Source organism: Pseudomonas sp. TSO6, from assembly GCF_056098905.1.
In genome coordinates, this window is sequence record NZ_JBLZWV010000047.1 from 142,658 (window position 1) to 168,624 (window position 25,967).

Genomic DNA, 25,967 nt, shown 5'->3' on the forward strand with positions numbered 1-25,967 from the left:
TAGGAGCGGCCTTGTGCCGCGAAGGGGCGCAAAGCAGCCCCAATTACAACGCTGTCAGATCAGCGCTTGTCTTCAACCTTCCAGGCATTGCCGTCGTAGAACGCCTTCCAGCCGGTCGGCTTGCCATCGACCTCGGACTGCACGTACTGCTCCTTGGTCTTGCGGCTGTAGCGGATTACCGCCGGGCGGCCATCCGGGTCTTTCTGCGGCGCATCGCACAGGAAGTGGTACTTCGGATCGATTTCGTGCTTGTGCGGCACGATTTCCATCACCAGCGGCGCACGGGTTTCGCGGTTTTTCGGGAACTGGCTGGCGGCCAGGAACAACCCCGAAGCGCCGTCACGAAGCACGTAAGTGTCGTCGACCTTCTCGCACTTGAGCTCCGGCATGTCCACCTTGTCCATCTTCGGTGGTGCCGCCTCGCCACTCTTGAGCAGCTTGCGGGTGTTCTTGCAGGTTGGATTGGTGCAGCCGAAGAACTTGCCAAAACGGCCGGTCTTCAACTGCATCTCGCTGCCACACTTGTCGCACTCCAGGCTCGGCCCTTCGTAACCCTTGATGCGGTAGCTGCCCTCTTCGATCTCGTAGCCAACGCAATCCGGGTTGTTACCGCAAATGTGCAGCTTGTGCTTCTCATCCAGCAGGTAGGCGTCCATCGCCGTGGCGCAGATCGGGCAACGGTGCTTGCCCAGCAGCACGCGGGATTCCGATTCACCCTCGTCGTCAGCGGCAATCTCGTCACCCGGCACCAGGTTGACGGTGGCCTTGCAGCGCTCTTTTGGCGGCAAGGTGTAACCCGAGCAACCCAGGAACACACCCGTGGACGCGGTGCGAATCATCATCGGCCGGCCACATTCCTTGCACGGAATGTTGGTCATGGTCGGCTGGTTGGCGCGCATCCCCCCTTCGCTGGACTCGGCAGTCTGCAGCTTCTTGCTGAAGTCGCCGTAGAACTCGTCGAGCACGTTCTTCCAGTCACGTTCGCCCTGGGCCACGTCGTCGAGGTTCTCCTCCATGTCGGCGGTAAAACCGTAGTCCATCAGGTTGGAGAAGCTTTCCGACAGGCGCTCGGTGACGATGTCGCCCATTTTCTCGGAATAGAAACGGCGGTTGTGCAACGTCACATAGCCACGGTCCTGGATGGTCGAGATGATCGCCGCGTAGGTCGACGGGCGACCAATACCGCGCTTTTCCATTTCCTTGACCAGGCTGGCTTCAGTGAAGCGCGCCGGTGGCTTGGTGAAGTGCTGGCTCGGGTCGATCTGAATCAGCTTCAGCGCTTCGCCCTGGACCATCTCCGGCAGCACGTCGTCTTCGCCCGGCTTGCTCTGCTGCGGCAACACACGGGTATAACCGTCGAACTTGAGGATACGGCCCTTGGCACGCAGTTCGAAGTCGCCAGCAGCCACGGTGACGCTGGTGGACAGGTACTGCGCCGGCGGCATCTGGCAGGCCAGGAACTGGCGCCAGATCAGCTCGTACAGGCGCTCGGCGTCGCGCTCCATGCCACTGAGCTTGGTCGGGTGGGTGTTCACATCGGAAGGACGAATTGCTTCGTGCGCCTCCTGGGCCCCTTCCTTGCTGCCGTATACCAGCGGTGCATCCGGCAGGTACTGTTTGCCGAACTCGCGCTCGATATAGTTGCGCGCCATGTCCAGGGCGTCGACCGACAGGTTGGTCGAGTCTGTACGCATGTAAGTGATGTAGCCGGCTTCATACAAGCGCTGGGCCATCATCATGGTCTTCTTCACCCCGAAGCCCAGGCGGTTACTGGCCGCCTGCTGCAGGGTGGAGGTAATGAACGGCGCCGATGGCTTGCTGCTGGTCGGGCGGTCTTCACGCTTGACCACGCTGTAGCTGGAAGCCTTGAGCTTCTCCAGCGCAGCCATGGCCTGGGCTTCGTTCAGCGGTTTGAAGGCCTCGCCCTTCTCGCGCGCCACCTCGAAACGCACCTTTGCGTTCTTGGCGGTACCGAGGTCGGCGTGGATCTCCCAATACTCTTCCGGGATGAATGCGCGGATTTCACGCTCGCGCTCCACCACCAGTTTCACCGCTACCGACTGCACACGGCCAGCGGACAGGCCGCGGGCAATCTTGGCCCACAGCAGCGGCGAAACCATGTAACCGACCACACGGTCGAGGAACCGCCGCGCCTGCTGGGCATTGACCCGGTCGATGTCCAGCTCGCCTGGCTGCGAGAAAGCCTCCTGGATGGCCTTCTTGGTAATTTCGTTGAAAACCACGCGCTTGTAGCGGGTGTCGTCACCGCCGATGGCTTCGCGCAGGTGCCAGGCAATGGCTTCCCCCTCGCGGTCCAAGTCGGTTGCGAGATAGATGGTGTCGGCATCCTTGGCCAGGCGGCGCAGCTCTTCGATCACCTTTTCCTTGCCAGGCAGGATCTCGTACTTGGCCTTCCAGCCGTGATCCGGGTCGACGCCCATGCGTGCCACCAGCTGGCGGCGGGCCTTTTCTTTCGGCGACAGCGCCGGAGCCTCACCCGCGGCCTTGCCACGCTTGGCGGCTGGCTCTTTGCTTGCGCTGGCCGAACCGCTGGTGGGGAGGTCTCGGATATGGCCGATACTCGACTTCACCACGTACTGGTTGCCCAAATACTTGTTGATGGTCTTGGCCTTGGCCGGGGATTCCACAATGACCAGCGATTTGCCCATGGATCGGAGTATTCCTGAATCTGAAAATGAAAAACGCGTCAGGTACCAAACGCGGCACCGCTATATATAGTGGCAAAAGTGTGAGGTCAAGCTCGGGTGATCACTCGTGCGACTTGCCCAGCAACCCAGGCAGGCCGTCTTCGGCCTTGACCAAAGCAAAGCGTGGCACCTGCTCGCCGTCAACCTCGACAGACTCCTGGAACATCAAAAGGGGGCGCACCCAGAAGCTGTAATCACCATACAGGCATTGGTAGAACACCATCCACTCTTCGTTCTCGGAATGCCGCGCAACGCTGAAGACACGGTACTCAGGCCCTTTGTAATGCCGATATACGCCTGGTTGTATCTGCATGTTGCCCACCCTCTTGAATTAATCCTGTAAAAACAAAACCGGGGCACAAGGCCCCGGTTGCTGTCCCGCAACGCGATCAGACGCGTTCAAAGACAGTGGTGATACCTTGGCCGAGGCCGACGCACATGGTCGCCACCCCCAGGGTACCGCCATTCTGCTTCATGACGTTGAGCAGGGTGCCCGAAATACGTGCCCCGGAGCAACCGAACGGGTGGCCCAAAGCAATGGCGCCGCCGTGCAGGTTAACCTTCTCATCCATCTTGTCGAGCACTTTCAAGTCTTTCAGCACTGGCAAGGCCTGTGCAGCAAAGGCTTCGTTGAGCTCGATGAAGTCGATGTCGGCCATGGTCAGCCCGGCGCGCTTGAGGGCTTTTTGGGTCGACGGCACCGGGCCATAACCCATGATCGCCGGATCGACACCGGCCACCGCCATCGAACGGATCACCGCCAATGGCTGGATACCCAGGTCCATCGCACGCTGGCCGGACATGACGATCATGCACGAAGCGCCGTCGGTGATTTGCGACGAGGTACCGGCAGTGACGGTACCGCCTTTCGGGTTGAACGCGGGCTTGAGCGACGCCAGGCCTTCGAGGGTGGTTTCCGGGCGAATGGTTTCGTCGAAATCGAACACCTTCAGGAAGCCGTTCTCGTCATAGCCCTGCATCGGGATGATCTCGTCCTTGAACTTGCCTTCGACCGTGGCCTTGTGGGCCAACTGGTGCGAACGCACGCCGAACAGGTCCTGCTGCTCACGGGTGATGCCGTGCATCTTGCCGAGCATTTCCGCAGTCAGGCCCATCATCCCGGAAGCCTTGGCAGCATGCAAGGACAGGTGCGGGTTGGGGTCGACGCCGTGCATCATGCTGACGTGGCCCATGTGCTCCACCCCGCCAATCACGAACACATCGCCGTTACCGGTCATGATCGCCTGGGCAGCGGTGTGCAGTGCGCTCATCGACGAGCCGCACAGGCGGCTGACGGTCTGCGCTGCAGAAGTGTGCGGGATCGGGGTCATCAGCGACGCCATGCGGGCGATGTTCCACCCCTGCTCCAGGGTCTGGTTGACGCAGCCCCAGATCACGTCCTCGACTTCCTTCGGGTCGACCTTGTCGTTACGCTCCAGCAGCTTGCTGATCAGGTGCGCCGACATGTCCTCGGCGCGGGTATTGCGGTGCATGCCACCCTTGGAGCGGCCCATTGGCGTGCGACCGAAGTCGACAATCACCACGTCTCTTGGATTCAGGCTCATATCAAATCTCTCGCTCTAGCTCGTTGACCGCTCAGTTGAAGAAGCGCTGGCCGTTCTTGGCCATTTCACGCAGCTTCGCAGTCGGGTGGTACAGCGGCCCCAGATCGGCGTACTGATCGGCCAGGGCGACGAATTCGGCCACACCGATCGAGTCGATGTAACGCAGCGCACCACCGCGGAAGGGAGGGAAACCAATGCCATACACCAGGCCCATGTCGGCTTCGGCGGCGGTTTCGACAATGCCGTCTTCCAGGCAGCGCACGGTCTCCAGGCACAGCGGGACCATCATCCAGTTGATGATGTCTTCGTCGGTGACTTCGCGCTGTTCGAACACGATTGGCTTGAGCACGTCCAGTACGGCGGCGTCGAAGACTTTCTTCGGCTTGCCGCGCTTGTCGGTTTCGTAGGCATAGAAGCCCTTGCCGTTCTTCTGGCCCAGGCGGTTCGCCTCGTATAGCGCGTCGACGGCCGAGCGGCGCTCGTCCTTCATGCGGTCCGGGAAGCCTTCGGCCATCACGTCACGCCCGTGGTGGCCGGTGTCGATGCCGACCACGTCCATCAGGTAGGCTGGGCCCATCGGCCAGCCGAATTTTTCCATGACCTTGTCGATGCGCACGAAGTCGACACCGGCACTGACCAGCTTGGCAAAGCCGCCAAAATACGGGAACAGCACGCGGTTGACCAAAAAGCCCGGGCAATCGTTGACCACGATCGGGTTCTTGCCCATTTTCTTGGCGTAGGCCACGGTGGTGGCGACCGCCACTTCACTGGACTTCTCGCCACGGATCACTTCCACCAGCGGCATCATGTGCACCGGGTTGAAGAAGTGCATGCCGACGAAGTTTTCCGGGCGCTTGAGCGCTTTTGCCAGCAGGTTGATGGAAATGGTCGAGGTGTTGGACGCAAGGATCGCATCCTCTTTCACCTGACCTTCCACCTCGGCCAGCACGGCCTGCTTCACTTTCGGGTTCTCGACCACGGCTTCGACGACGATGTCGACATTGGCGAAATCGCCATAGGACAGGGTCGGGCGAATGGCGTTGAGCGCCTCGGCCATCTTGGCCGGGGTCAGGCGACCCTTGTCGACGCGGTTGCCGAGCAGCTTGGAGGCTTCGTTCAGGCCCAGCTGAATGGCTTCCTCGCGAATGTCCTTCATCAGGATCGGGGTGCCTTTGACCGCCGACTGGTAAGCGATGCCGCCACCCATGATGCCGGCACCGAGCACGGCGGCCTGCTTCACGTCATGGGCGATCTCGTCATGCGCCTTGGCCTTGCGCTTGAGTTCCTGGTCGTTCAGGAACAGACCGATCAGGCTTTCGGCAACCGACGTCTTGGCCAGCTTGGCAAAGCCTGCGGCTTCGACTTCCAAGGCCTTGTCGCGGCCGAAGTTGGCGGCTTTCTGGATGGTCTTGATGGCTTCGACCGGGGCCGGGTAGTTCGGGCCGGCCTGGCCGGCAACGAAGCCCTTGGCGGTCTCGAAGGCCATCATCTGCTCGATGGCATTGAGCTTGAGCTTTTCCAGCTTGGGCTGGCGCTTGGCCTTGTAGTCCAGCTCGCCACTGATGGCGCGCTTGATCAGGTCCAAGGCACCGGCCTGCAGCAACTCTGGGGCGACCACGGCGTCGACGGCACCCACTTTCAGGGCGTCTTCGGCACGGTTTTCCTTGCCGGAGGCGATCCACTCGATAGCGTTGTCCGAACCGATCAGGCGCGGCAGGCGTACGGTGCCGCCAAAGCCGGGGTAGATGCCCAGCTTGACTTCCGGCAGGCCGATCTTGGCGCTGCTGGACATGACCCGGTAGTCGGCGGCCAGGCACATTTCCAGGCCGCCGCCCAGGGCGATGCCGTTGATGGCAGCAACGGTCGGCACTTCGAGGTCTTCGAAGGCGCTGAAGATTCGGTTGGCTTCCAGGTTGCCGGCGACCAGTTCGGCCTCGGGCAGCTTGAAGTTGTCGACGAACTCGGTGATGTCGGCGCCGACGATGAACACGTCCTTGCCACTGCTGACGATCACGCCCTTGACCGAAGCATCGGCCTGGATGGCGTCGACGGCCTGGCGAAGCTCGTTCAGGGTCAGGCGGTTGAACTTGTTGACGGACTCACCCTTGAGGTCGAACTTGAGCTCGACGATGCCACTTTCAAGAGCCTTAACCGTGATGGCTTTACCTTCGTAAATCATCAACTGATCTCCACGATATGGAAGCTGAACTGTACACGCCGATCGCTGCAGCAGAAGCAGGCCTAGCTGCCCTGCCCCAGGCACACCCGTCAGCGCGCTAGTCGGAAGTATGGCTTGGCGTTATGACATACAAACGCTCAATTCATACGACCGTTTGATTTGGGTGTGCACACATTCTCCGAAAAGATCGGCGTTGTCAAATGCTCACGAGCATGGCGAAAACGCGACTTTCCGGTCACTTTGTATCGTCTGGGTACAAAACATGATGACAGTGATCGCCGACCATTCATGTCAGCGATTGACCACGCTCAATTGAACAGTGCTGCATCTTTCGGCTTGCGCGGCAACCCAAGGCGGCTACACTGGCACTTGCTTGAGTGAATACCCGGCCTGCCTGGCCTTTTCTGCGCAGCAGAACGCAAAGCGGCGACTTGGCACCCCACCCCTTCAGGGTTCTGCCAAGCCGCCGCTTTGTCGTTTAAAGCCCTGGACGCCTACGCCGTATCTGTAGGAGCAGCCTTGTGCTGCGAAGAGGCCGGTATGCCTGATAGAGGTGTTCCGGGCGTATCGGCCTCTTCGCAGCACAAGGCTGCTCCTACAGGTATGAGGTGGCCCCGGGGTTCAAGCCAGGGTTTCGAGGACGTAGGCAACATCTTGCAATACAGCTGTATCACCCCGTTCAGTCCAGTACAGGGCGATCATTCGTGCGTCGGCTTCAACCTTGTAGGCACTCGCCGGCAAGCGCGCCAAGGCCTCCCTGAAGCGTGGGTCTTCGCAGGGCTCGCGCCACTGGTTACACCACACCCCGGGGCTGACCTGCCAGAAGCTGAAAGCGTCTTCATGCCCACGGCGCCGTGCCCGGTGGTATTGCGGGCAAGGGCTTGGCGGCTCCTTTTCGAGCCAGTGCGGCCATTGCTGCGGCGCCAGCTGCATGGCCAACCCCATTCGCCGTGCCTCCAGGCGCAGCTTCATCTGCTCGCTCTGCTTGCGCGAGCCGCGCAGCCAGGAAAGCGGGCTGAGAATCAGCGCAAGGATTGACACCACCAGCAATACCGTCATATCAGTAGTTCCCATAAAGCGTTGCAAATGAGCTGGTTAGCCATTTTTCACGGAAGACCCGCCCGAAAGCGACCATACTTCTTCTATCGCGATTGCCAGGAGTACCGCTCATGCAATATGAACATTTGTTGGTCGCCGTCGACCTGACCGAAGAATGCGACCCGGTGATCAAGCGTGCCATGGCGCTGGCCAAACCTTCGAATGCCAAGGTTTCGCTGGTGCACATCGTCGAGCCGATGGCCATGGCATTCGGCGGTGACGTACCCATGGACCTGTCGCAACTGCAACAGCAACAGTTCGACCAGGCCAAGGAGCGCATGGACCGCCTGTTCAACAAATACCCCGACATCCAGCGCGGCGATTCGCACCTGACCTACGGCCAACCGCGCCAGGAAATCCACCAACTGGCCAAGGACCAGAAGTGCGACCTGATCGTGGTCGGCAGCCATGGCCGCCATGGCCTGGCGTTGCTGCTGGGTTCCACGGCCAATGACGTGCTGCACGGTGCACCGTGCGATGTACTGGCGGTGCGGTTGCAGAAGAAGGAATGACTTAACCTGTACCGGCCCTATCGCCGGCAAGCCAGCTCCCACAGGGATACCACAAAGCTTGAAACCTGTGGTGTACCTGTGGGACACCGCAAGGCTTGAAACCTGTGGTGTACCTGTGGAATACCACAAGGCTTGAAACCTGTGGTGTACCTGTGGAATACCACAAGGCTTGAAACCTGTGGTGTACCTGTGGAATACCACAAGGCTTGAAACCTGTGGTGTACCTGTGGGAGCTGGCTTGCCGGCGATAGGGCCAGTTCAGGCTGACGCCGATCAGCCTTCCAGCTCGGCCCAGCGCTCTACCAACGCATCCAGCTCACCTTGGAGCTTCTCGATCTTGGCCAGCACTGCGGAAGTTTCAGTAATCGGCCGCTGGTAGAAGCCAGCCGCATTCACTTCTTCCTGAGCCTCAGCCATGCGCTGCTCAACCTGGTCGATCTGCCCTGGCAGCATCTCCAGCTCACGCTGCAGCTTGTAGCTGAGCTTCTTCTTCGAAGCTTCTTCCGCCACCGGCGCAGCAACTGGCGCGGGCTTGTCCTCGACTTTCTCCACCACTGCACTGTTGAGCGCCGACTTGCCGCCTTTGCTCTCGGTCACGCCCAGCAGCTTCGGAGAGCCACCCTGGCGAATCCAGTCCTCGTAGCCGCCGACGTACTCACGCACCTTGCCCTCGCCTTCGAACACCAGGGTACTGGTGACGACGTTGTCGAGGAAGGCCCGGTCGTGGCTGACCATCAGCACGGTGCCCTTGTAGTTGGACAGCACTTCTTCGAGCAGTTCGAGGGTTTCAACGTCCAGGTCGTTGGTCGGTTCGTCGAGCACCAGCAGGTTGGCCGGCTTGCTGAACAGCTTGGCCAGCAACAGGCGCGCACGCTCGCCACCCGACAATGCCTTGACCGGCGTGCGGGCACGCTGCGGGCTGAACAGGAAGTCGCCCAGATAGCTCAGCACGTGACGGTTCTGGCCGTCGATCTCGATGAAGTCACGGCCTTCGGCCAGGTTGTCGATCACGGTCTTTTCCAGCTCGAGCTGGTGGCGCATCTGGTCGAAGTAGGCCACTTCCAGCTTGGTGCCGCTCTCGACCTTGCCCGAAGTGGGTTCCAGGCCGCCGAGCATCAGCTTGAGCAAGGTGGTCTTGCCGGTGCCGTTGGCGCCCAGCAGGCCGATACGGTCCTGGCGCTGCAGGACCATGGAAAAGTCCTTGACCAGCATTGGCCCGCCGGCGTGATGGAAGCTGACGTTTTCCAGCACCATCACCTGCTTGCCGGATTTTTCGGCCGACTCGATCTGGATGTTGGCCTTGCCCTGGCGTTCGCGGCGCTCACCACGCTCCACGCGCAAGGCTTTCAGCGCACGCACCCGGCCTTCGTTACGGGTGCGGCGGGCCTTGATGCCTTGGCGGATCCACACTTCTTCCTGGGCCAGGCGCTTGTCGAACAGCGCGTTGGCGGTTTCTTCGGCGGCCAGTGCGGCCTCCTTGTGCACCAGGAAGCTGGCGTAGTCACCGTTCCAGTCGATCAGGCCGCCACGGTCCAGTTCAAGGATGCGGGTGGCCAGGTTCTGCAGGAAGGACCGGTCGTGGGTGATGAACAGGACCGCGCCGTTAAAGCTGCGCAGGGCCTCTTCGAGCCAGGCAATGGCACCGATGTCCAGGTGGTTGGTAGGCTCGTCGAGCAGCAGCAGGTCGGGCTCGGACACCAGCGCCTGGGCCAGCAGCACACGGCGGCGCCAGCCACCGGACAGCTCGGCCAGGGTCTTGTCGGCCGGCAACTGCAGGCGGCTGAGGGTGCTTTCCACCACTTGCTGCAGGCGCCAGCCATCACGGGCTTCCAGCTCGTGCTGGACGTGCATGAGCTTTTCCAGGTCTTCGTCGTTCTGGATATTCATGCTCAGGTGATGGAACTGTGCCAGCAACTCACCGACGCCATCCAGGCCTGCGGCCACCACATCGAACACCGTGCGATCGTCGGCCACCGGCAGTTCCTGCGGCAGCTCGCCGATCTTCAGGCCCGGGGCACGCCAGACTTCACCGTCGTCGCCCTTCTGTTCGCCCTTGACCAGGCGCAGCATGCTGGATTTGCCAGTACCGTTGCGGCCGATGATGCACACCCGCTCACCACGAGCGATCTGCCAGGACACTTTGTCCAGCAGCGGCATGGCGCCGAATGCGAGGGACACATCGCTGAATTTGAGCAGGGTCATGTTGGTCTCCATAAATCGGGCGCGCATTCTACCTGACTTGGCCCTCGACGGCATCCGCTTGGCCACCCTACGAGCGCTTTGCGACATCTGGTCGAAGTTAATATCCCGATACAAGCACAGTGCTTTCACCCGCCGCCGGCAAACAGCTAAGCTAAGGCAATTGCTTCCAACAGTGCTGGCTCCGCCGTCACTTCCCCATGGTTCTACTGCCCGGACGTATCATGCGCAGCCGCCTGTTACACATTGCATCATGCCTGCTGCTCACCGCTGCCACCTGCGCGGCGCAGGCCACCGACCTCACCCAGCAACGCCAGTACTACGACGAGGCCAAGCGTGCGCTGGCCAAAGGCGACAAAGGCCCGTACTTGCGCTATGCGCAAGCCCTGAGCGACTACCCGCTGACACCGTACCTGGCCTACGACGAGCTTACCGCCCGCCTCAAAAGCGCCAGCAACCAGGAGATCGAAGGCTTTCTCGCCAAGCATGGCGACCTGCCCCAGGCCAACTGGATGAAACTGCGCTGGCTACGCTGGCTGGCCGAACGCGGCGAATGGGACACCTTCGTCAAATACTACGACCCCAAGCTCAATTTCACCGAACTGGACTGCCTCAACGGCCAGTATCAGCTCAGCCATGGCCTGCGCGCCGAGGGCTATGCCACAGCTGACAAATTGTGGAACGTCGGAAAGTCGCAACCTGCCGCCTGCGACACACTGTTCGGCATGTGGGCGGCCGAAGGCCAGCTGACCGAGGCCAAGCGCTGGGAACGCACCAAGCTGGCGGCCCAGACGCGCAACTACGCTTTGGCCAACAACCTGGTCAAGACCTTGACCACCCTCGGCCCTCAGGGGCGCCTTCTGGTCGACGTGGCGCAAAAGCCAGAGCTGCTCAACCAGCCGTCGCGCTTTACCTCGGTCAACGAAGCCATGTCCGATGTCGTCAGCCTCGGCCTGCGCCGCCTGGCCCGGCAGGACCCGGAGCGGGCCATGGCACTGCTCGACGATTACGCCCAGCGTATGCACTTCTCTCGCGACGAGAAGGTGGCCATCGCCCGCGAAATCGGCCTGACCCTGGCCCGCCGCTACGACCCGCGCGCGCTCGACCTGATGACCCGCTACGACCCCGAACTGCGCGATAACACCGTCAGCGAATGGCGCCTGCGCCTGCTGCTGCGCCTGGGCCGCTGGGAAGACGCCTACGAGCTGACCAAGCGCCTGCCCCAGGACCTGGCCAGCAGCAGCCGTTGGAAGTACTGGCAGGCACGCAGCCTGGAGCTGGCCCAGCCGAACAACCCGCAGATCCCGCTGCTGTACAAGACCGTGGCACGTGAGCGCGATTTCTATGGCTTCCTCGCCGCCGACCGGGCGCAGACGCCATACCAGCTGAACAACAAGCCGCTGCTGCTAAGCCCGCAACTGGTCAAGAAGGTGCGCAACACGCCTGGCATCCAGCGTGCACTGGAATTCCACGCCCGTGGCCAGATCGTCGAGGGCCGCCGCGAGTGGTACCACGTCAGCCGCCACTTCACCCGCGACGAAATGGTTGCCCAGGCACGCCTGGGCTACGACCTGCGCTGGTACTTCCCGGCCATCCGCACCATCAGCCAGGCGCAATACTGGGACGACCTGGACATCCGCTTCCCGATGGCCCACCGCGACACCCTGGTGCGCGAAGCCAAGGTCCGCGGCCTGCATTCGAGCTGGGTATTCGCCATCACCCGCCAGGAAAGTGCATTCATGGAGGATGCGCGCTCGCCGGTGGGCGCCAGCGGCCTGATGCAGCTGATGCCGGCCACGGCCAAAGAGACCGCGCGCAAGTTCAGCATCCCGCTGGCATCACCGGCACAGGTACTGAACCCGGACAAGAACATCCAGCTGGGCGCTGCCTACCTGAGCCAAGTGCACAGCCAGTTCAACGGCAACCGGGTGCTGGCCTCGGCGGCCTACAACGCCGGGCCCGGCCGCGTGCGGCAGTGGCTGAAAGGCGCCAAGCACCTGAGCTTCGATGTGTGGGTAGAATCGATCCCGTTCGACGAAACACGCCAGTATGTGCAGAACGTGCTGTCATACTCGGTGATCTACGGGCAGAAGCTGAATTCGCCGCAGCCGCTGGTGGATTGGCATGAGCGGTATTTCGATGACATGTAAGGCCTGCTGAACCTGAACCGGCCCTATCGCCGGCAAGCCAGCTCCCACAGGTAGCGCACAAGTCTTCGAACCTGTGATGAACCTGTGGGAGCTGGCTTGCCGGCGATAGGGCCGGTTCAGGCAGCACATTCACTCCAGAACTTCCACCTGCATTCCTAGTTCAAGCCACCCACTGCCATCCACCGCCAGGTTCTGCCCGAACAGCACATCCCCCTCCTTCTCGCGAAAGGTCTTGAGCGTGACCATCGGCTCGCGGTCGGCACTGCGCTCCCCGGTTGCTGGATCAATTGTTGTGAAGATGCACCGCACACTGGGCTTGAGCACGCGAAATTCCAGGCTGCCAATGCGAATCCGCTTCCAGCCATCCTCGGCAAACGGCTCTGCTCCTTGCACCACCAGGTTCGGTCGAAAGCGCAGCATTTCCATGGGCCGGCCAATACGCCGGTTGAGCTCGTCCAGCGAGCCCTGCCCAATAAGCAGCAAGGGGAAGCCATCGGGAAACGCCGCCCGGTCACTGTTGTAGCCATAGCCATTGGGCAGGTAACGCGCGCGCTGCTCCGGGCAATGCACCAGCCGCACGGCCTTGCCCAGCAACGCGCTCAACCAGGCCGCTGCTGCGTCGCCAGCGTCGGGCACACGCAGGGTGTCGCGCCAGATCGTCACGCCGCGCAGCGCATCATCGGCAGCGGGCACAGGCACCCGCAACGGCACCCGCCCAGGCGCCTGCAGCAACAACTGGCCGTTGTCGTCATCGCACGCCTGCAGCTGGCCAAGTTGCGGCCAGGCCCGCTGGGTCAGGAAGCGTCCATTTTCTTCCTCGACCACCATCCAGCGCCGGTCGCCCTGCAACCCCAACAACCCCACCCTCGATGCCTGCAGGCTTTGCGCCTGGCCCGACTTCACCGGGTATCGATACAACTCACTGAGAAACATCCCTGCCGCCTCGCGTCATGCCAAATGCCAAGCTTATACCTGGCTGGCCCAGCGATCACGCAGTGGCGGTATCCAGCAGCAGGCGTTGCTTGACCACATCGACCAGGCGATCAGGCTGGAACTTGGACAGGAAGTTGTCGCAACCCACCTTCTTCACCATGGATTCGTTGAAGCTGCCCGACAGCGAGGTGTGCAGCACGACGTAGAGCTGGCGCAGACGGGCATCGCTGCGAATTTCGGTGGTCAGCCGGTAGCCGTCCATTTCCGGCATTTCGGCGTCGGTGAACACCATCAGCAGCTTTTCGCACACGTCCTCGCCCGCATCGGCCCAACCCTTGAGCATGCGCAACGCCTTCAGGCCATCACTGGCCACATGCAGCTTCATGCCCAGCTGGGACAGGGTGTCACGCAACTGCGCCAGGGCCACGCTGGAATCGTCCACCAGCAACACCTCGCGGCCACGGGCACGGGCCAGCACCGGGTCGGCGAGTTTATCGCCAGAGACCCGGGCGTTGTACGGCACGATCTCAGCCAGCACCTTCTCCACGTCGATCACTTCCACCAGCTTTTCATCGACCTTGGTGATGGCCGTCAGGTAGTGCTGGCGCCCGGCGCTGGCAGGCGGCGGCATGATCGACTCCCAGTTCATGTTGACGATGCGGTCAACACCGCCCACCAGGAAGGCCTGCACCGAACGGTTGTACTCAGTGACAATGATGGTGCTGTCCGGCCCAGGCTGCAGCGGGCGCATGCCGATTGCCTGGGACAGGTCGATCACCGGCAACGTCTGGCCGCGGAGGTTGACCACGCCACAGACGAAGGCGTGGCGCTGGGGCATCAAGGTCAGCTTGGGCATCTGCAGCACTTCCTGCACCTTGAACACGTTGATCGCGAACAACTGCCGGCCGGCCAGGCGAAACATCAGAATTTCCAGGCGGTTCTCACCCACCAGTTGCGTGCGTTGGTCTACTGTGTCGAGAATGCCAGCCATTGGAAAACCCCCAGGCTTGAGTCAAAAAAGTGTAAGCATCCACCCTGTATCGGCGGCTTCACGCGCACCTTGACCCTTGCGGGAAAATGCCGTGAAGGCAATTGATATCACTTTACCATCATGCTTTACTGCGGGCATTACACGGCAAATCAGCAGTGCGACAAAAGTTCCCCACCTGAGCTCGATATCAGGGAAACCCCTACCTGCAATCGGGTGCAACCTGATGTTCGCGATATCCTTTAGCCATTAATGTGACGCCATTCTCAATGCATGAATGGAGTCAGGCTTTTGCTAGCTATCGTTTCGGCGTGCCCGCCCCCTGCGCCTGCCCTACGCGCGGGGACCTGATCATGGACACTGCCTTATCGTTCGAAGACGCCCTGCAAGGTTATCTGCTGGATGCCCAGGTATTGCTGACCCAGGCCCAGGAGTGCCTGCAGCATCTGGAACTGATCGACAATGATCCAGATGCCTGCCGCTGCCTGGACAACACCCTCGAGAGCCTTGCCAGGCAGGCTACACGCCTGGGCCTGCGTGAAGTCGCCCATTACACCAATGCCCTGCATCAGTTGCTTGCACCCGCCTGTCACCGCGGCTGCCTGCAACGTGAAGCCCTGCCCGCGCTAGGGGCCTGCCTTACCTTGCTGGCCTGGCAACTGGAGCTGGTCGATACCCGTACCGGGCGGCTGAACCTGGACATCGGCGAGCAACTGGTGCTGCTGAGCGACCTGGCCAAGGTCGTGAAGCAACCGTTTGCGCCAACCTGTGCTTCCTGCGACGAGCACGGCAGCGTGTGCCTGCATTCGCACACCACAGTGGCGGCAGGCATAGGCACCGGCCGGTGGAATCCACGGTATTAACCTGACACAAAGTGCAACTAAGCACGTTTAATCACGCCCCGCCGAGAGCGAACTTGGAAAGTTCTGCAAGTTTTCGGGGGCCACGTTGAATCATTGCCGCACTAGTTGCACGACAAGTGCGTAATGCGCGATCCAGGGGGTGGCACTTTGCTACCTGCGAATGCCCGACTTGCAGGCGTTTCAAGGCGTTACCCAGCCGCGACCGATACAGTGCGAAGTGGTAATATGCGCCCCCACAAACGCTTGCAACCTGAATAATGGTTGAACGATCACGTGTTCGAAAAAATATCGAAAGTACTGCGCCAAAGCCTCTGAGCAGCATTGTGCAAGGCCTCCATCAGCAATACTTCAGTGGCTTCCCTACCTATGCTTCCACGCTTGAAGACTTCTTTGCGTTGCTGCTCCCGCGTTGCCCTGCTGCGTTGGGTGACGGCCGCGTTATGCGTGGCCTCGCTGGGCGCCAACCTGATGCTGTACCTGGCCAACCAGGCAGCCCCGGCCAGCCTGCTGGTGCTTCAACTGGTCGCTACGCTGGGCACCGTCGTCTCCCTGGGGCTGAGCGCCAGGTCGATCAGCCTGCGCCCGGCAGAACTGGCCGAGCGCATGCTCAAGGTCCAGGAAGACGAGCGCCAGCACTTGGGCCGGGAACTGCACGACGACATCGGCCAACTGCTCACCGCCGCCAAGCTGCAACTGCAGTGGCTGCAAAGGCGCATGCCCGACGAGCTGCAAGGCCACTGCAACACCCTGCGCAGTACGCTGGATGACACCTTGGGCAACGTACGCGACGTGTCCGCCCTGCTCAACCCTCGGCAATTGGCCAGCCTGGGCCTGGAAGCCAGCCTGCGCGCGCACCTGGTGCGTACCCTGGCCAGCAGCAGCGTGCACTGGAGCCTGGCGTGCAACCAGCGCCTGGGCGGCATCGACGAAGCTGTGGCCATGGCGGTGTTTCGCATTACCCAGGAGGCTGTGACCAACATGCTGCGCCACGCCCAGGCAGATAACCTGATCATTCAGCTGCAGCGCACCCCCGAGGGGCTGGCGTTGTCGATCCACGACGATGGCCGTGGTTTCGTCCCGGCACGGCACCCGGCCGACGCAGGCCAGCGCGGCCTGGCTGGCATGCAGGAGCGGGTCACCGCCTTGCAGGGTAGCCTCGACATCACCAGCCAGCTCGGCATGGGTACGCGTATCGAAGCGGTATTCCCGTGGCCTGCGCGTACCCAGCAACGCGCCGGGAGCAAGGCCACCCATGACCTGTAGACTGCTGCTGGTTGACGACCACTCGCTGATCCGCGCCGGTGTGCGCGCACTGGTCTGCGACATCCCCGGCTATGACGTGATCGGTGAAGCCGACGACGGCAGCCAACTGCTCGAACAGGTGCGCGCGCTGGCGCCCGACATCGTCTTGCTGGACATCTCCATGCGGTCGACCAGCGGCCTGGACGCCCTCACCCAACTGCGGGCAAGCGCAAGTACATGCAAGGTGCTGATCCTGTCGATGCATACCGACCCTGACCTGATCATGCGGGCCCTGGAAAGCGGCGCCCACGGCTACCTGCTCAAGGACACCAGCGCCACCGAGCTGGAGCAGGCCCTGAGCGCAGTGCGCAGCGGCGAGCGCTACCTCAGCCCGGCCATTGCCCACACCGTCATCAACCAGGCCCTACGGCACACCAGGCAGGGCAACCAAGCGGCTGGCGAGCGGCATAACCTCACTGCGCGACAACTGGAAATCCTGCGCCTGATCGTGCGCGGCAAGTCCACCCGGGAAATCGCTGCGGGCCTGGGCCTGTCGATCAAGACCGTGGAAACCCACCGCTCGCAAATCATGAAGCGCCTGCAGATTCATGACGTGGCCGGCCTGGTGCTGTTCGCTGTACGCGAGAAAATCATCAGCCTGGATGACTAAGCAGCGGCGATCCGGCCGGCAGGTGCAGCTGCAACGCGCCAGGCCTGGCCTGAAAGCGCAGGTTGCCGGCCTGCAACGGCTCGCCATCGAGGTTGATGTCCAGGCCCTGCGCGCTCTTGATCTCGACCCAGGGCAACCTGGCGCGGACGAAAAGCCCGTCACCGGCCAACAGGTCGCGCAGTGCCCCGACTACCTCTTGCGGCGCTGGCAGGATGGCAATGTCAAGCAAGCCGTCATTCACCACCGCCTCAGGGCACAGCACTTGCCCGCCGCCCGCCTGGCGACCATTGCCGATCCCCAGCGCCAGCAGGCTCCCTTGCCACTGGAAGTCAGGCCCTTGCAGTTCCACCGTGGCTGCCTGCAGCTCGCTGAAGCGCGACAACCCGGTGAATAGGTAGGCCGCGGCACCCAGCACCTTCTTCAGGTCTTCGGAGGTGTTGGCGGTGACCTGGCTACCAAACCCACCCGTGGCCATGTTGAGGAACAACTGGTCGCCGGCCTGGCCCAGGTCGATAGCCTGCGCCGGCGTATTCAGCAGCGCCAGTGCCTCGGCAGGCTCCAGGGGTATGCCGGCGGCTTTGGCGAAATCGTTGGCCGTGCCCAGCGGCAACAGCGCCAGACTGGCCTCGGCATCTGCCAGGCCCATGGCCTCGGCCACATCCCGTAAAGTGCCGTCGCCACCGCCTGCGACGATATGGCTGTAGCCCGCCGCCAGCGCCTCGCCGACCAGGCGCTGCGCGTCACCCGCCTCCCAGGTGACACGCACATCCAGCACCCAGCCGGTATCGCGCAGGTCGCAAACGGCGCTGCGCAGCGCTTCATTCATCGCCTGCTTGCCGTGCAGGATCAGCATTGCCTTGCGCCCTTGCATCGCGCTTCTCCGTGAAGTTGACCGACCCAGATCTCGACCATGCCCGCTCACCGATCGTTGCATGCCGACAAAAAAATACCCAAGCCAACGTGGTCTTTTTCCCACACCCGACAATGCGCGCTATGCTCAGAAAATGAACTTTTGACAAGTTTTTGACCTAGGCAAACAAAGCTACCTGGGAAGTCAGCCTTTTGACTTCTGTTTGCCGGGCTCGAAACCCTAGCCATGGACGCGCCCCGGCAGTGGTGTTCAGCACACTGCCGATGGGCGCGTCTTTTCATCCGCGGCCTTTCACGAGGATTCCGGGTCATGCGCATTCTCTGGACACTGCCCTACCTACCCTGGCCGACCACCAGCGGCAGCAAGACCCGGCAATACCACCTGATGCGCGCACTGGCACAGCAGGGCCACCGCATTACCCTGTTGGCGCAGTCGAAAATCCCCCTCAGCGATACAGCCCGCGAAGCCCTGGAGCCGCTGCTCGAGCGCCTGATCGTAATGCCCCGCCGGCCGCTGCACAGCCCGCTGAACTTATTGGCTTCGCCCATCATCGACTACCCCATGCGGGCCATCATCAACGGCCTGTCCCCTTGCCTGCGGCACCGTTTCGAGCAATTGCTGGACGAAACCTGGGACGTGATCCAGATCGAGCACAGCTACAGTTTTCAACCGTTCGAGAAGGCCCTGCAGGCTCGCGGGTTGCCCTACATGCTCAGCGAACACACGCTCGAGTCGGTGATGGGCGGTGCCTGCCACGACCGGCTGCCCCTGTGGCTGCGCCCACTCAACGCCTTCGACCGCTGGCGCTACCGGCGCTGGGAACAGCGGGTGCTGTGCCAGCCCACCGAGCTGGTGGCAGTCAGCGCCCACGACGCCGAGCTGATCGCGCAGATCAGCGGGCGACCGGTGAATGTGGTGGTCAACGGTGTGGATTGTGACTTCTACCAGCACGTGGAGCCCGCGTTACACAGCCAGCGCCTGCTGTTCGTCGGCAACTTCGAATATGGCGCCAACCTTGAGGCCATCGAGTGGGCGCTGGAAGACATCATGCCGCAGGTGTGGATGAGCAACCCGGCTGTGCGCCTGGCAATAGCCGGGCATGCCCTGCCGGCCAGCTGGAAACTGCACTGGAACGACCCGCGCATCGAATGGTTCGGCTACCGCCCTGACCTGCGTGAGCTGCAAAAGCGTTCGGCACTGTTCTTCGCGCCGCTGCGCTATGCCGGGGGCTCCAAGGTAAAAATCCTGGAGGCCATGGCCGCAGGCCTACCGGTGATCACCACCGGCAAAGGCGTATCGGGCCTGACCGCAAACAACGGCGAGCACTATCTGGGCAGTGATGACGGCGACCAGCTGGCCCTGTTGATCACCCAACTGCTCAACCAGCCCTGGCGCATGAGCCAGTTGAGCGCTGCCGGCCGCCAGTTCGCCCGCCAGCGCCACGACTGGAGCGTGGCCGCCCAGCAACTGGAGAACGTGCACATGCGCCTGGCCCAGGCAGCACCGGCCGAGGCCGCGCCACGGGGCAGTGCCTGGCTGGGCCGCTCAGCCAAGTAGCTCGCTGAAGGGAATGAACGGCACGCTGTCGCCCTGTTTCGGCGTACTGCCCTCTCGCACTTCCACCAAACCCTCGGCCCACGCCGCGCTGCGCAGCACGCCGGAGCTCTGGTTCTTGTAGATACGCACCTGGCCCTGCTCGATGCGTGCACGCAGGTACTCGCGCCGCGTGCCGGCCTTGGGCCAGTCAAAGCCTGCCGGCATGTCGAAGCGCAGCGGCGTGACATCGCCCACGCCCTGGCGACGTAACAGATAGGGCCGGGTCAGCAGGCCAAAGGTAACCAGGGTAGAGGCCGGGTTACCCGGCAGGCCGATCACTGGTACGCCCTGAAAGTGGCCGAAGGTGAGTGGCTTGCCCGGCTTGATTGCCAGCTTCCACAAAGCCAGCTCGCCGGCTTCGCGCAGGGCCGCTCCCAGGTAGTCGGCCTCGCCCACCGAAACACCGCCGGTCGACAAGATCAGATCAACTTCGCCCAGCGAGGCCAGGCAGGCGCGGGTAAGCGCCAAATCATCCGGCAGGATGCCTGCATCGACCACGTCGCAGCCCAGCCGCTGCAACCAGCTGACCAGCAGCCGGCGGTTGCTGTTGTAGATTTGCCCCGGCCCCAGCGGCAAACCGGGCTCGACCAGTTCGTCACCCGTGGACAGTACCGCCACCCGCACTTTGCGCACCACGTCCAGTCGGCCGTGGCCCAGGGTCGCCGCCAGGCCCAGTTCGATCGGCCCCAGCCGGGTGCCGGCGCTCATCACCTGCTCGCCCTTGCGGGTCTCCTGGCCTTGAGGGCGGATGTTCTGATCGGCATGCAAGGGTTCGAGAAAGCGCACCCGACCGTCTTCGGCCACTTCGGTGTTTTCCTGCATCTCGACGCAATCGGCACCTTCAGGCACTGGCGCCCCGGTGAAGATGCGCGCGCAGGTGCCCGGTTGCAGGGGCTGCGGCGCATGGCCGGCGAAGATCCGCTGGCTGACCGGCAGTGGCTCGCCCTGCCAGTCGGCCTTGCGCAAGGCATAGCCGTCCATGGCACTGTTCGGCCAGGGCGGCAGGTCGAGCGAGGCCACCAGGTCGGTGGCCAGCACGCGGCCCTCGGCCTCGGCCAACGGCAGGTTCTCGGTGTCACGGATCGGCGCCGCTTCGGCCAGCGCCAGCAGTTGCTCCAGGACTTGCTCCACCGGCATCAGTGGCCGGGCCTGGCTAGCTTCAGCCACGGCTGTCACAGGCCGCTGCCTGCTTCAGGTGCGCAACGAAGTTGCAGGGGCGATGGCGTGCATCGAGCTGCTCGGCCAGGATGCCGTCCCAGCCGGTGCGCACCGCATTGGTCGAGCCCGGCAGGCAGCACACCAAGGTGCCGTTGGCCAGCCCGGCCAGGGCGCGCGACTGCACGGTGGAGGTGCCGATGTCGGCCACGGAAATCTGCCGGAACAGCTCACCAAAACCGTCCACCTGCTTGTCCAGCAGGCAGGCCACCGCTTCGGGCGTGCTGTCGCGGCCGGTAAAACCGGTACCACCAGTAATCAGCACCACTTGCACGCTGTCATCGGCGATCCAGGTGGCGACCTGGGCGCGGATCTTGTACAGGTCGTCTTTCAGCAGCACGCGCTCGGCCAGGCGGTGGCCCGCTGCGCTCAGGCGGTCGACGAACAGCTGGCCAGAGGTGTCGGTGTCGAAGGTGCGGGTGTCGCTGACCGTCAGCACGGCGATGTTCAGCGCCACGAAGGGGGTATCTGCCTTGGCTTTCATGGAGGTCCGTCACAACAGGATGAGATGGCCGCAGTTATATCACAGCGTACCTTTGCCCGGCGTTGCGCCATCAGCCTTGCCCTGGATCAAGAAGACAGATTTGTCGCTATGCTGCACTTGGAGTGAACTTGCACTAATGTCCTGCGTCATAAATGTCATCTAGCACCATCGCACTTGGAGAAACACGATGATCAAACGGACCCTACCCGCCTTCCTGCTCGCCTTGGGCCTGGGCGCCCTCGCTGGCTGCTCGACCCCTACCGTCATCACCCTGAACGATGGCCGGGAGATCCAGGCAACGGATAAACCATCCTTCGACGAAGACTCCGGTTTCTACGAATTCGAGCAACTCGACGGTAAGCGCACGCGCCTGAACAAAGACCAGATCCGCACCGTCAAAGAGCTCTGATCAAGCACCTGTTATGGCAAAGGCCCTTATAACAACAAGGGCTTGTGGGCAAAAACGGGATGCAGTAGGATTTTGTTCATCGGAGTGTAGCGCAGCCAGGTAGCGCGTCTCGTTCGGGACGAGAAGGCCGCAGGTTCGAATCCTGTCTCTCCGACCAGATCCTTTTCAAAAAGCCCGCATTGCGCGGGCTTTTTGTTGCCCCTGAAAAAGTGTCAGGCGCTCAGGCGCGAGGTTACTTCGCCCAGCTGCCCGGACAACCCATGCAGGCGGTGCCCCGCCTGCTCGGTGTGCTGCACCGACTCTTGGTTGGCCGTGGCAATGCGGGTGATTTCGATCAGGTTGCGCGAGATGTCTTCGGCCACGCTGGTCTGTTCTTCTGCCGCCGTGGCGATCTGCCGGTTCATGTCGCGGATCGCCTCTACCGCCTGGGTGATGCGCTGCAGCATCTGCCCGGCCTGCTGCACCTGCTCGGCCCCCTCTTCGCTTCGTTGCTGGCCGCTTTCGATGGCCTTGACCGCTTCAACCGCACCTGACTGCACCGCTTCGATGATCTGGTGGATCTCGGCAATCGAGGCTGCCGTGCGCTGGGCCAGGCTGCGCACCTCATCGGCCACCACCGCAAAGCCACGCCCGGCCTCGCCGGCACGGGCCGCTTCGATGGCCGCGTTCAGCGCCAGCAGGTTGGTTTGCTCGGCAATACCGCGGATCACTTCCAGCACTTTGCCGATGCGCGTGCTGTCGTGTTCCAGGTCGCGGATTACCGCCGCCGTGCCGGCGATTTCGCGGTTGACCACGCCAATGATATCGATGGTCTGCTGCATCACCTGCTCACCCGCCTGGGCACTGTGGTCGGCGTCATCCGCTGCGCGGGCAGCTTCAGCGGCATGGCGGGCCACTTCCTGGGCGGTGGCAGACATCTCGTGCATGGCCGTGGCCACCTGGTCGGTGCGCTGGAACTGGTCATGGGTGCCGCGGGCCATGTCGCCGGCAATGCTGCGCAACTGGCCACTGGCACCTTCCAGCTCCTGGGCATTGTCCTTCAGCCGGCCGACGGTGTCGGCGAGAAAGTCGCGCAAGGTGTTGGCCGCCCGCGCCAGGCGCCCCAGTTCGTCCTCGCGTCGGCTGTCCACGCGGGCGGCAAAACGGCCCTGGCTAAGCTGCGCGACGTACTCGATCAACTGGCGGATCGGCTCGATCAGGCTGCGGTTGACCAGCCAAAGGCTGAGCAGGCCCACCAGTACCGCCGAGGCCAGCATCACCAGCAAGCCCAGCCATACCGTGCGTTCGGCACTGGCGTTGATGCTGGCCGCACGCTGGCGGGCATCGGCACGCAGTTGCTCCACCAGTTCGCTCATCTGCTCACTGGCGGCGCGGTCTACCCCCTTCACCGCCAAGTCGCCGGCTACCGGGTCGCCACCAGCGGCGAGGAAGGCCTGACGGCCCTGCGCATAGGCCTGGCCCAACTGCCGGTGGCTGTCACGCAGTTGCTGCAACGGCGCCTTGAGCCTGGCGTCGCTGCTGTCGATCAGTTGCCCGAGCAATTGTTGCACCTGCTGTTCGCGGGCCTGAAACTGCTGCCAGTACTTGTCCATCTCAGCCGGCTGGCGCCCGCGCAACAGCACGTTCTTCCATTCCTGCACCTGGATCTTGAACTGCAGGTTGGCTTCATCAATCAATTGCGAAGCCCGCAGCGGCCCGTCCACCAGCTCGGCATAACCGCGCACGCTGGACGACAAAAACTGGAAACACACCAGGGCGATCAACAGCATCGCCACCAGGCTGCCGCCGAGCAGCGAGAGAATTTGCACTCTGAGGGATTTACGCAACATCGTGGATCTCGAAACCGGAAGGAAAGGAATGGCGCGCATCCGCAACACCAGGTAAGACATTCCATGTCCTTGTTGGCAGGCCAAAAAAAAGCTGCCATCAAGCAATGGCAGCCAGGTCGAGCACTTACGCAACAGTTGAGCCAGATACTCTCAGGCAATTGCTACAAAATTGTTACAAACTCGCGACGCATTAGCCGCTGGCGAATTGCAAGGCCGCCAGCCGCGCATACAGCGGGCTTTCCTCGACCAGCTGGCGGTGGGTACCCACCGCCACCACCCGGCCCTTGTCGATGACCGCAATGCGCTCGGCATGCTGCACCGTGGCCAGCCGATGGGCGATCACCAGCGTGGTACGCCCGGCCATCAGGCTGGGCAACGCCTGCTGGATCAGGTGTTCGCTCTGCGCGTCGAGCGCGCTGGTGGCCTCGTCCAGCAACAGGATCGGTGCATCCACCAGCAACGCCCGGGCGATCGCCAGGCGCTGGCGTTGCCCGCCGGACAGGCCGATGCCGCCCTCGCCCAAGGGCGTCTGGTAGCCTTGCGGCAGCTGCCGGATGAATTCGTCGGCATGGGCGCCATGCGCTGCGGCTTCGACTTCGGCCTGGGTAGCATCGGGCCGCCCATAACGGATATTGGCCTCCACCGTGCCGCGAAACAGTGAGGGGTTTTGCGCCACCAGGGCGAACTGCCGGCGCAACTGGTCGGGGTCCAGCTCGGTAACCGGCTGGCCATCGAGCAGGATGCGCCCTTGCTGCGGGTCGTAGAAGCGCAGCAACAAATCGAACAGGGTCGACTTGCCCGCCCCCGAGGGGCCCACCAAGGCCACGGTCTGCCCGGGCTCGATGACCAGGCTCAGGCCATCGACAGCCGCCACCGAAGGCCGTGACGGGTAGGCGAACACCAACTGCTGCAGCTCGATATGCCCGCTGGCCCGCTGCTGCGGTAGCGCCTGCGCCACAGTGGGTGGCAGGATCGCACTGCGCGCCGCCAACAGCTCGGCAATACGTTCGGCCGCACCGGCAGCACGTTGCAGCTCGCCGATCACCTCACTGAGGGTGCCGAACGCGCTACCGACGATCAGGCTGTAGAACACGAACGCCGCCAGTTCGCCTGCGGAGATACGCCCGGCGATCACATCCATGCCGCCGACCCACAGCATCACCCCCACTGCCCCCAGCACCAGCACGATCACCAGGGTAATCAGCCAGGCACGCTGGGCAATCCGCTTGCGGGCCACGCCAAAGGCGGCTTCGACCGTGTCGGCGAACCGTTCGCGGTCATGCGCCTGGTGGTTGTAGGCCTGTACCGTCTTGATCTGCCCCAGGGTCTCGGCCACGTAGCTGCCCACATCGGCCACCCGGTCCAGGCTCTGGCGCGACAGGCTGCGAACCCTGCGACCAAACAGCAGGATCGGTGCCAGCACCAGCGGCAAGGCGACCACCACGATGCTGGTGAGCTTGGGGTTGGTGATGAACAACAGCACCACACCACCAATGACCATCAGCGCGTTGCGCAGGAACATCGACAGCGATGAGCCGATGACCGATTGCAGCAAGGTGGTGTCGGCGGTCAGCCGCGACTGGATCTCGGAACTGCGGTTGTCTTCGAAAAAGCCGGGGTGCAGGCCGATCAGGTGGTCGAACACGGCACGACGGATATCGGCCACGCAACGCTCGCCAATCCACGACACCAGGTAGAAACGGCTGAAGGTGCCCACCGCCAGGGCCAGCACCAGCAGCAGGAACAGGCCGATGGTCTGGTTGAGCTGGTGCGCCGAGCGGGTCATGAAGCCCTGGTCTACCAGCAGGCGGATGCCCTGCCCCATGGACAGCGTGATGGCGGCAGTGACCACCAGGGCCAACAAGGCCAGCAGCACCTGTCGACGGTACGGACGAACGAACTGCCAAGCCAGGCGCAAGGCTCGGCGTTGGCGAGGGGAAACCGAATCGGGCATGGCGGCGGCTACGATGGCAGGGAAACCGCAGACTACCACTCATCCGGGCAGGGGGAATGCATGCAGGGTGCTATAACGCATCGATCTAAACAGATGATGGAGCTTTCACAGGGTTTCTGTTGCACTGTTGCTGCCGTGACACAGAAGCTGTCACAGGCCAGTCACGGCGCAGGGCTACCCTGAACTTGAACCTGAAGAGGAGACAGTGCATGAGCTTGCAGCATGGCAGTGACAACCAGAAGCCTCAGACCACCAAGCCACCCGAGGCATGCGGTTCGATCATCGACGGCAAGGGGCGCGAAGTGCCAATTACCGAGCAGATGATCCAGCAGGCCTGCAAGGCCCTGGAAGAAAGCAGGGTCGAACGCGTACACAAAGGTTGATCGGCGATTTTTTTGCAACCCGGCGCTTGCGCCGGGTTTTTATTGCCCGCAGGTTTGCTTGGGCCCTTGTGGGAGCGGCCTTGCGTCGCGAAAGGGCTGCAAAGCAGCCCCGGCAACCC

At 62.6% G+C, this 25,967-nt stretch carries 21 protein-coding genes, 1 tRNA gene and 1 pseudogene; 9 read left to right on the plus strand and 14 right to left on the minus strand.

The window, feature by feature from the left end; genetic code table 11:
• Nucleotides 1-59: 59 nt before the first annotated feature.
• From topA to ACN6NG_RS21095, 5 genes are all read right to left on the minus strand, one after another.
• Nucleotides 60-2,669 carry a type I DNA topoisomerase gene (gene topA / locus ACN6NG_RS21075; RefSeq protein ID WP_474316011.1) on the minus strand — a complete coding sequence of 870 codons (2,610 nt, stop codon included), beginning with the start codon at nt 2,667-2,669 and terminating at the stop codon, nt 60-62.
• Between the two features lie 100 nt (nt 2,670-2,769).
• On the minus strand, nt 2,770-3,021 hold the full coding sequence (locus tag ACN6NG_RS21080; protein ID WP_474316013.1) for a DUF1653 domain-containing protein: 252 nt from the start codon (nt 3,019-3,021) through the stop codon (nt 2,770-2,772).
• Between the two features lie 76 nt (nt 3,022-3,097).
• A complete protein-coding gene (fadA, locus tag ACN6NG_RS21085) occupies nt 3,098-4,273 on the minus strand; it encodes an acetyl-CoA C-acyltransferase FadA (protein ID WP_016500745.1) in 1,176 nt (391 codons plus the stop codon).
• A 31-nt stretch (nt 4,274-4,304) separates the two neighbouring features.
• The gene (gene fadB, locus ACN6NG_RS21090; protein WP_063425176.1) at nt 4,305-6,452 is read right to left on the minus strand and encodes a fatty acid oxidation complex subunit alpha FadB; all 2,148 of its coding nucleotides are present in this window, start codon (nt 6,450-6,452) and stop codon (nt 4,305-4,307) included.
• Nucleotides 6,453-7,073: 621 nt separating this feature from the next.
• Nucleotides 7,074-7,511 carry a hypothetical protein gene (locus ACN6NG_RS21095; RefSeq protein WP_063425174.1) on the minus strand — a complete coding sequence of 146 codons (438 nt, stop codon included), beginning with the start codon at nt 7,509-7,511 and terminating at the stop codon, nt 7,074-7,076.
• 110 nt (nt 7,512-7,621) lie between these two features.
• Between ACN6NG_RS21095 and ACN6NG_RS21100 the strand changes: the two genes are divergently transcribed.
• Nucleotides 7,622-8,062, plus strand: coding sequence for a universal stress protein (locus ACN6NG_RS21100; protein ID WP_063425172.1), 441 nt, complete (start codon nt 7,622-7,624; stop codon nt 8,060-8,062).
• A gap of 273 nt (nt 8,063-8,335) precedes the next feature.
• On the opposite strand, the gene ACN6NG_RS21105 is transcribed toward ACN6NG_RS21100, so the two are convergent.
• Nucleotides 8,336-10,264 carry an ATP-binding cassette domain-containing protein gene (locus ACN6NG_RS21105; RefSeq protein WP_016500749.1) on the minus strand — a complete coding sequence of 643 codons (1,929 nt, stop codon included), beginning with the start codon at nt 10,262-10,264 and terminating at the stop codon, nt 8,336-8,338.
• A 221-nt stretch (nt 10,265-10,485) separates the two neighbouring features.
• On the opposite strand from ACN6NG_RS21105, the gene ACN6NG_RS21110 reads away from it, so the two are divergent.
• A complete protein-coding gene (locus ACN6NG_RS21110; RefSeq protein WP_474316016.1) occupies nt 10,486-12,411 on the plus strand; it encodes a transglycosylase SLT domain-containing protein in 1,926 nt (641 codons plus the stop codon).
• A gap of 129 nt (nt 12,412-12,540) precedes the next feature.
• Here ACN6NG_RS21110 and ACN6NG_RS21115 read toward each other — a convergent pair whose 3' ends face one another.
• Both ACN6NG_RS21115 and ACN6NG_RS21120 read right to left on the minus strand, forming a co-directional pair.
• A complete protein-coding gene (locus tag ACN6NG_RS21115; RefSeq protein WP_474316018.1) occupies nt 12,541-13,344 on the minus strand; it encodes an MOSC domain-containing protein in 804 nt (267 codons plus the stop codon).
• A gap of 55 nt (nt 13,345-13,399) precedes the next feature.
• Nucleotides 13,400-14,335 (minus strand): chemotaxis protein CheV, encoded by a 936-nt coding sequence (locus ACN6NG_RS21120; protein WP_145914580.1) that lies wholly within the window; start codon nt 14,333-14,335, stop codon nt 13,400-13,402.
• A gap of 350 nt (nt 14,336-14,685) precedes the next feature.
• On the opposite strand from ACN6NG_RS21120, the gene ACN6NG_RS21125 reads away from it, so the two are divergent.
• From ACN6NG_RS21125 to ACN6NG_RS21135, 3 genes are all read left to right on the plus strand, one after another.
• Nucleotides 14,686-15,195: a histidine kinase gene (locus ACN6NG_RS21125; RefSeq protein ID WP_474316020.1), complete on the plus strand. Its 510-nt coding sequence runs from the start codon at nt 14,686-14,688 to the stop codon at nt 15,193-15,195.
• 366 nt (nt 15,196-15,561) lie between these two features.
• Nucleotides 15,562-16,458 carry a sensor histidine kinase gene (locus ACN6NG_RS21130; protein WP_474316023.1) on the plus strand — a complete coding sequence of 299 codons (897 nt, stop codon included), beginning with the start codon at nt 15,562-15,564 and terminating at the stop codon, nt 16,456-16,458.
• Nucleotides 16,448-17,107 carry a response regulator gene (locus ACN6NG_RS21135; protein ID WP_474316026.1) on the plus strand — a complete coding sequence of 220 codons (660 nt, stop codon included), beginning with the start codon at nt 16,448-16,450 and terminating at the stop codon, nt 17,105-17,107. The genes ACN6NG_RS21130 and ACN6NG_RS21135 overlap by 11 nt, the downstream gene beginning before the upstream one ends.
• On the opposite strand, the gene yegS is transcribed toward ACN6NG_RS21135, so the two are convergent.
• Complete coding sequence (yegS, locus tag ACN6NG_RS21140; protein WP_063425162.1) at nt 17,091-17,978, minus strand: lipid kinase YegS; 888 nt, start codon at nt 17,976-17,978, stop codon at nt 17,091-17,093. The two genes, ACN6NG_RS21135 and yegS, sit on opposite strands and share 17 nt — an antisense overlap.
• Nucleotides 17,979-18,287: 309 nt before the next feature.
• On the opposite strand from yegS, the gene ACN6NG_RS21145 reads away from it, so the two are divergent.
• Nucleotides 18,288-19,535 (plus strand): glycosyltransferase family 4 protein, encoded by a 1,248-nt coding sequence (locus ACN6NG_RS21145; RefSeq protein WP_474316030.1) that lies wholly within the window; start codon nt 18,288-18,290, stop codon nt 19,533-19,535.
• Here ACN6NG_RS21145 and ACN6NG_RS21150 read toward each other — a convergent pair.
• A complete protein-coding gene (locus ACN6NG_RS21150) occupies nt 19,524-20,750 on the minus strand; it encodes a molybdopterin molybdotransferase MoeA (protein ID WP_474316033.1) in 1,227 nt (408 codons plus the stop codon). The genes ACN6NG_RS21145 and ACN6NG_RS21150 overlap by 12 nt on opposite strands.
• Nucleotides 20,734-21,273 (minus strand): molybdenum cofactor biosynthesis protein B, encoded by a 540-nt coding sequence (gene moaB, locus ACN6NG_RS21155; protein ID WP_016500759.1) that lies wholly within the window; start codon nt 21,271-21,273, stop codon nt 20,734-20,736. Before moaB ends, ACN6NG_RS21150 begins: the two co-directional genes overlap by 17 nt.
• Before the next feature lie 187 nt (nt 21,274-21,460).
• Between moaB and ACN6NG_RS21160 the strand changes: the two genes are divergently transcribed.
• Together ACN6NG_RS21160 and ACN6NG_RS21165 are read left to right on the plus strand one after the other, a co-directional pair.
• Nucleotides 21,461-21,682, plus strand: coding sequence for a YgdI/YgdR family lipoprotein (locus ACN6NG_RS21160; protein WP_016485624.1), 222 nt, complete (start codon nt 21,461-21,463; stop codon nt 21,680-21,682).
• Between the two features lie 80 nt (nt 21,683-21,762).
• Nucleotides 21,763-21,839, plus strand: a tRNA-Pro gene (locus ACN6NG_RS21165).
• Between the two features lie 55 nt (nt 21,840-21,894).
• On the opposite strand, the gene ACN6NG_RS21170 is transcribed toward ACN6NG_RS21165, so the two are convergent.
• The 3 genes and pseudogenes from ACN6NG_RS21170 to ACN6NG_RS21180 form a co-directional block, all read right to left on the minus strand.
• Complete coding sequence (locus ACN6NG_RS21170; RefSeq protein ID WP_373873692.1) at nt 21,895-22,662, minus strand: methyl-accepting chemotaxis protein; 768 nt, start codon at nt 22,660-22,662, stop codon at nt 21,895-21,897.
• A 165-nt stretch (nt 22,663-22,827) separates the two neighbouring features.
• Nucleotides 22,828-23,571 (minus strand): annotated as a pseudogene (locus ACN6NG_RS21175) (methyl-accepting chemotaxis protein); the annotation flags it as partial.
• 130 nt (nt 23,572-23,701) lie between these two features.
• Complete coding sequence (locus ACN6NG_RS21180) at nt 23,702-25,465, minus strand: ABC transporter transmembrane domain-containing protein (protein ID WP_197899412.1); 1,764 nt, start codon at nt 25,463-25,465, stop codon at nt 23,702-23,704.
• Nucleotides 25,466-25,674: 209 nt separating this feature from the next.
• On the opposite strand from ACN6NG_RS21180, the gene ACN6NG_RS21185 reads away from it, so the two are divergent.
• Nucleotides 25,675-25,848, plus strand: a complete 174-nt coding sequence (locus ACN6NG_RS21185; RefSeq protein ID WP_474316036.1) for a PA1571 family protein — start codon at nt 25,675-25,677, stop codon at nt 25,846-25,848.
• Nucleotides 25,849-25,967 lie beyond the last annotated feature (119 nt).

Excerpts from the sequence above, each read along its gene's own strand:
- ACN6NG_RS21105 (WP_016500749.1), bottom strand. The coding sequence starts at position 10,264 with ATGACCCTGCTCAAATTCAGCGATGTGTCCCTCGCATTCGGCGCCATG.
- ACN6NG_RS21145 (WP_474316030.1), top strand. The coding sequence starts at position 18,288 with ATGCGCATTCTCTGGACACTGCCCTACCTACCCTGGCCGACCACCAGC.
- ACN6NG_RS21180 (WP_197899412.1), bottom strand. The coding sequence starts at position 25,465 with ATGCCCGATTCGGTTTCCCCTCGCCAACGCCGAGCCTTGCGCCTGGCT.
- ACN6NG_RS21110 (WP_474316016.1), top strand. The coding sequence starts at position 10,486 with ATGCGCAGCCGCCTGTTACACATTGCATCATGCCTGCTGCTCACCGCT.
- ACN6NG_RS21170 (WP_373873692.1), bottom strand. The coding sequence starts at position 22,662 with ATGGCCCGCGGCACCCATGACCAGTTCCAGCGCACCGACCAGGTGGCC.
- ACN6NG_RS21135 (WP_474316026.1), top strand. The coding sequence starts at position 16,448 with ATGACCTGTAGACTGCTGCTGGTTGACGACCACTCGCTGATCCGCGCC.
- ACN6NG_RS21185 (WP_474316036.1), top strand. The coding sequence starts at position 25,675 with ATGAGCTTGCAGCATGGCAGTGACAACCAGAAGCCTCAGACCACCAAG.
- ACN6NG_RS21130 (WP_474316023.1), top strand. The coding sequence starts at position 15,562 with ATGCTTCCACGCTTGAAGACTTCTTTGCGTTGCTGCTCCCGCGTTGCC.
- ACN6NG_RS21120 (WP_145914580.1), bottom strand. The coding sequence starts at position 14,335 with ATGGCTGGCATTCTCGACACAGTAGACCAACGCACGCAACTGGTGGGT.
- topA (WP_474316011.1), bottom strand. The coding sequence starts at position 2,669 with ATGGGCAAATCGCTGGTCATTGTGGAATCCCCGGCCAAGGCCAAGACC.
- ACN6NG_RS21080 (WP_474316013.1), bottom strand. The coding sequence starts at position 3,021 with ATGCAGATACAACCAGGCGTATATCGGCATTACAAAGGGCCTGAGTAC.
- moaB (WP_016500759.1), bottom strand. The coding sequence starts at position 21,273 with ATGAAAGCCAAGGCAGATACCCCCTTCGTGGCGCTGAACATCGCCGTG.
- ACN6NG_RS21095 (WP_063425174.1), bottom strand. The coding sequence starts at position 7,511 with ATGACGGTATTGCTGGTGGTGTCAATCCTTGCGCTGATTCTCAGCCCG.
- ACN6NG_RS21160 (WP_016485624.1), top strand. The coding sequence starts at position 21,461 with ATGATCAAACGGACCCTACCCGCCTTCCTGCTCGCCTTGGGCCTGGGC.
- ACN6NG_RS21100 (WP_063425172.1), top strand. The coding sequence starts at position 7,622 with ATGCAATATGAACATTTGTTGGTCGCCGTCGACCTGACCGAAGAATGC.
- fadB (WP_063425176.1), bottom strand. The coding sequence starts at position 6,452 with ATGATTTACGAAGGTAAAGCCATCACGGTTAAGGCTCTTGAAAGTGGC.
- fadA (WP_016500745.1), bottom strand. The coding sequence starts at position 4,273 with ATGAGCCTGAATCCAAGAGACGTGGTGATTGTCGACTTCGGTCGCACG.
- yegS (WP_063425162.1), bottom strand. The coding sequence starts at position 17,978 with ATGCAAGGGCGCAAGGCAATGCTGATCCTGCACGGCAAGCAGGCGATG.
- ACN6NG_RS21115 (WP_474316018.1), bottom strand. The coding sequence starts at position 13,344 with ATGTTTCTCAGTGAGTTGTATCGATACCCGGTGAAGTCGGGCCAGGCG.
- ACN6NG_RS21125 (WP_474316020.1), top strand. The coding sequence starts at position 14,686 with ATGGACACTGCCTTATCGTTCGAAGACGCCCTGCAAGGTTATCTGCTG.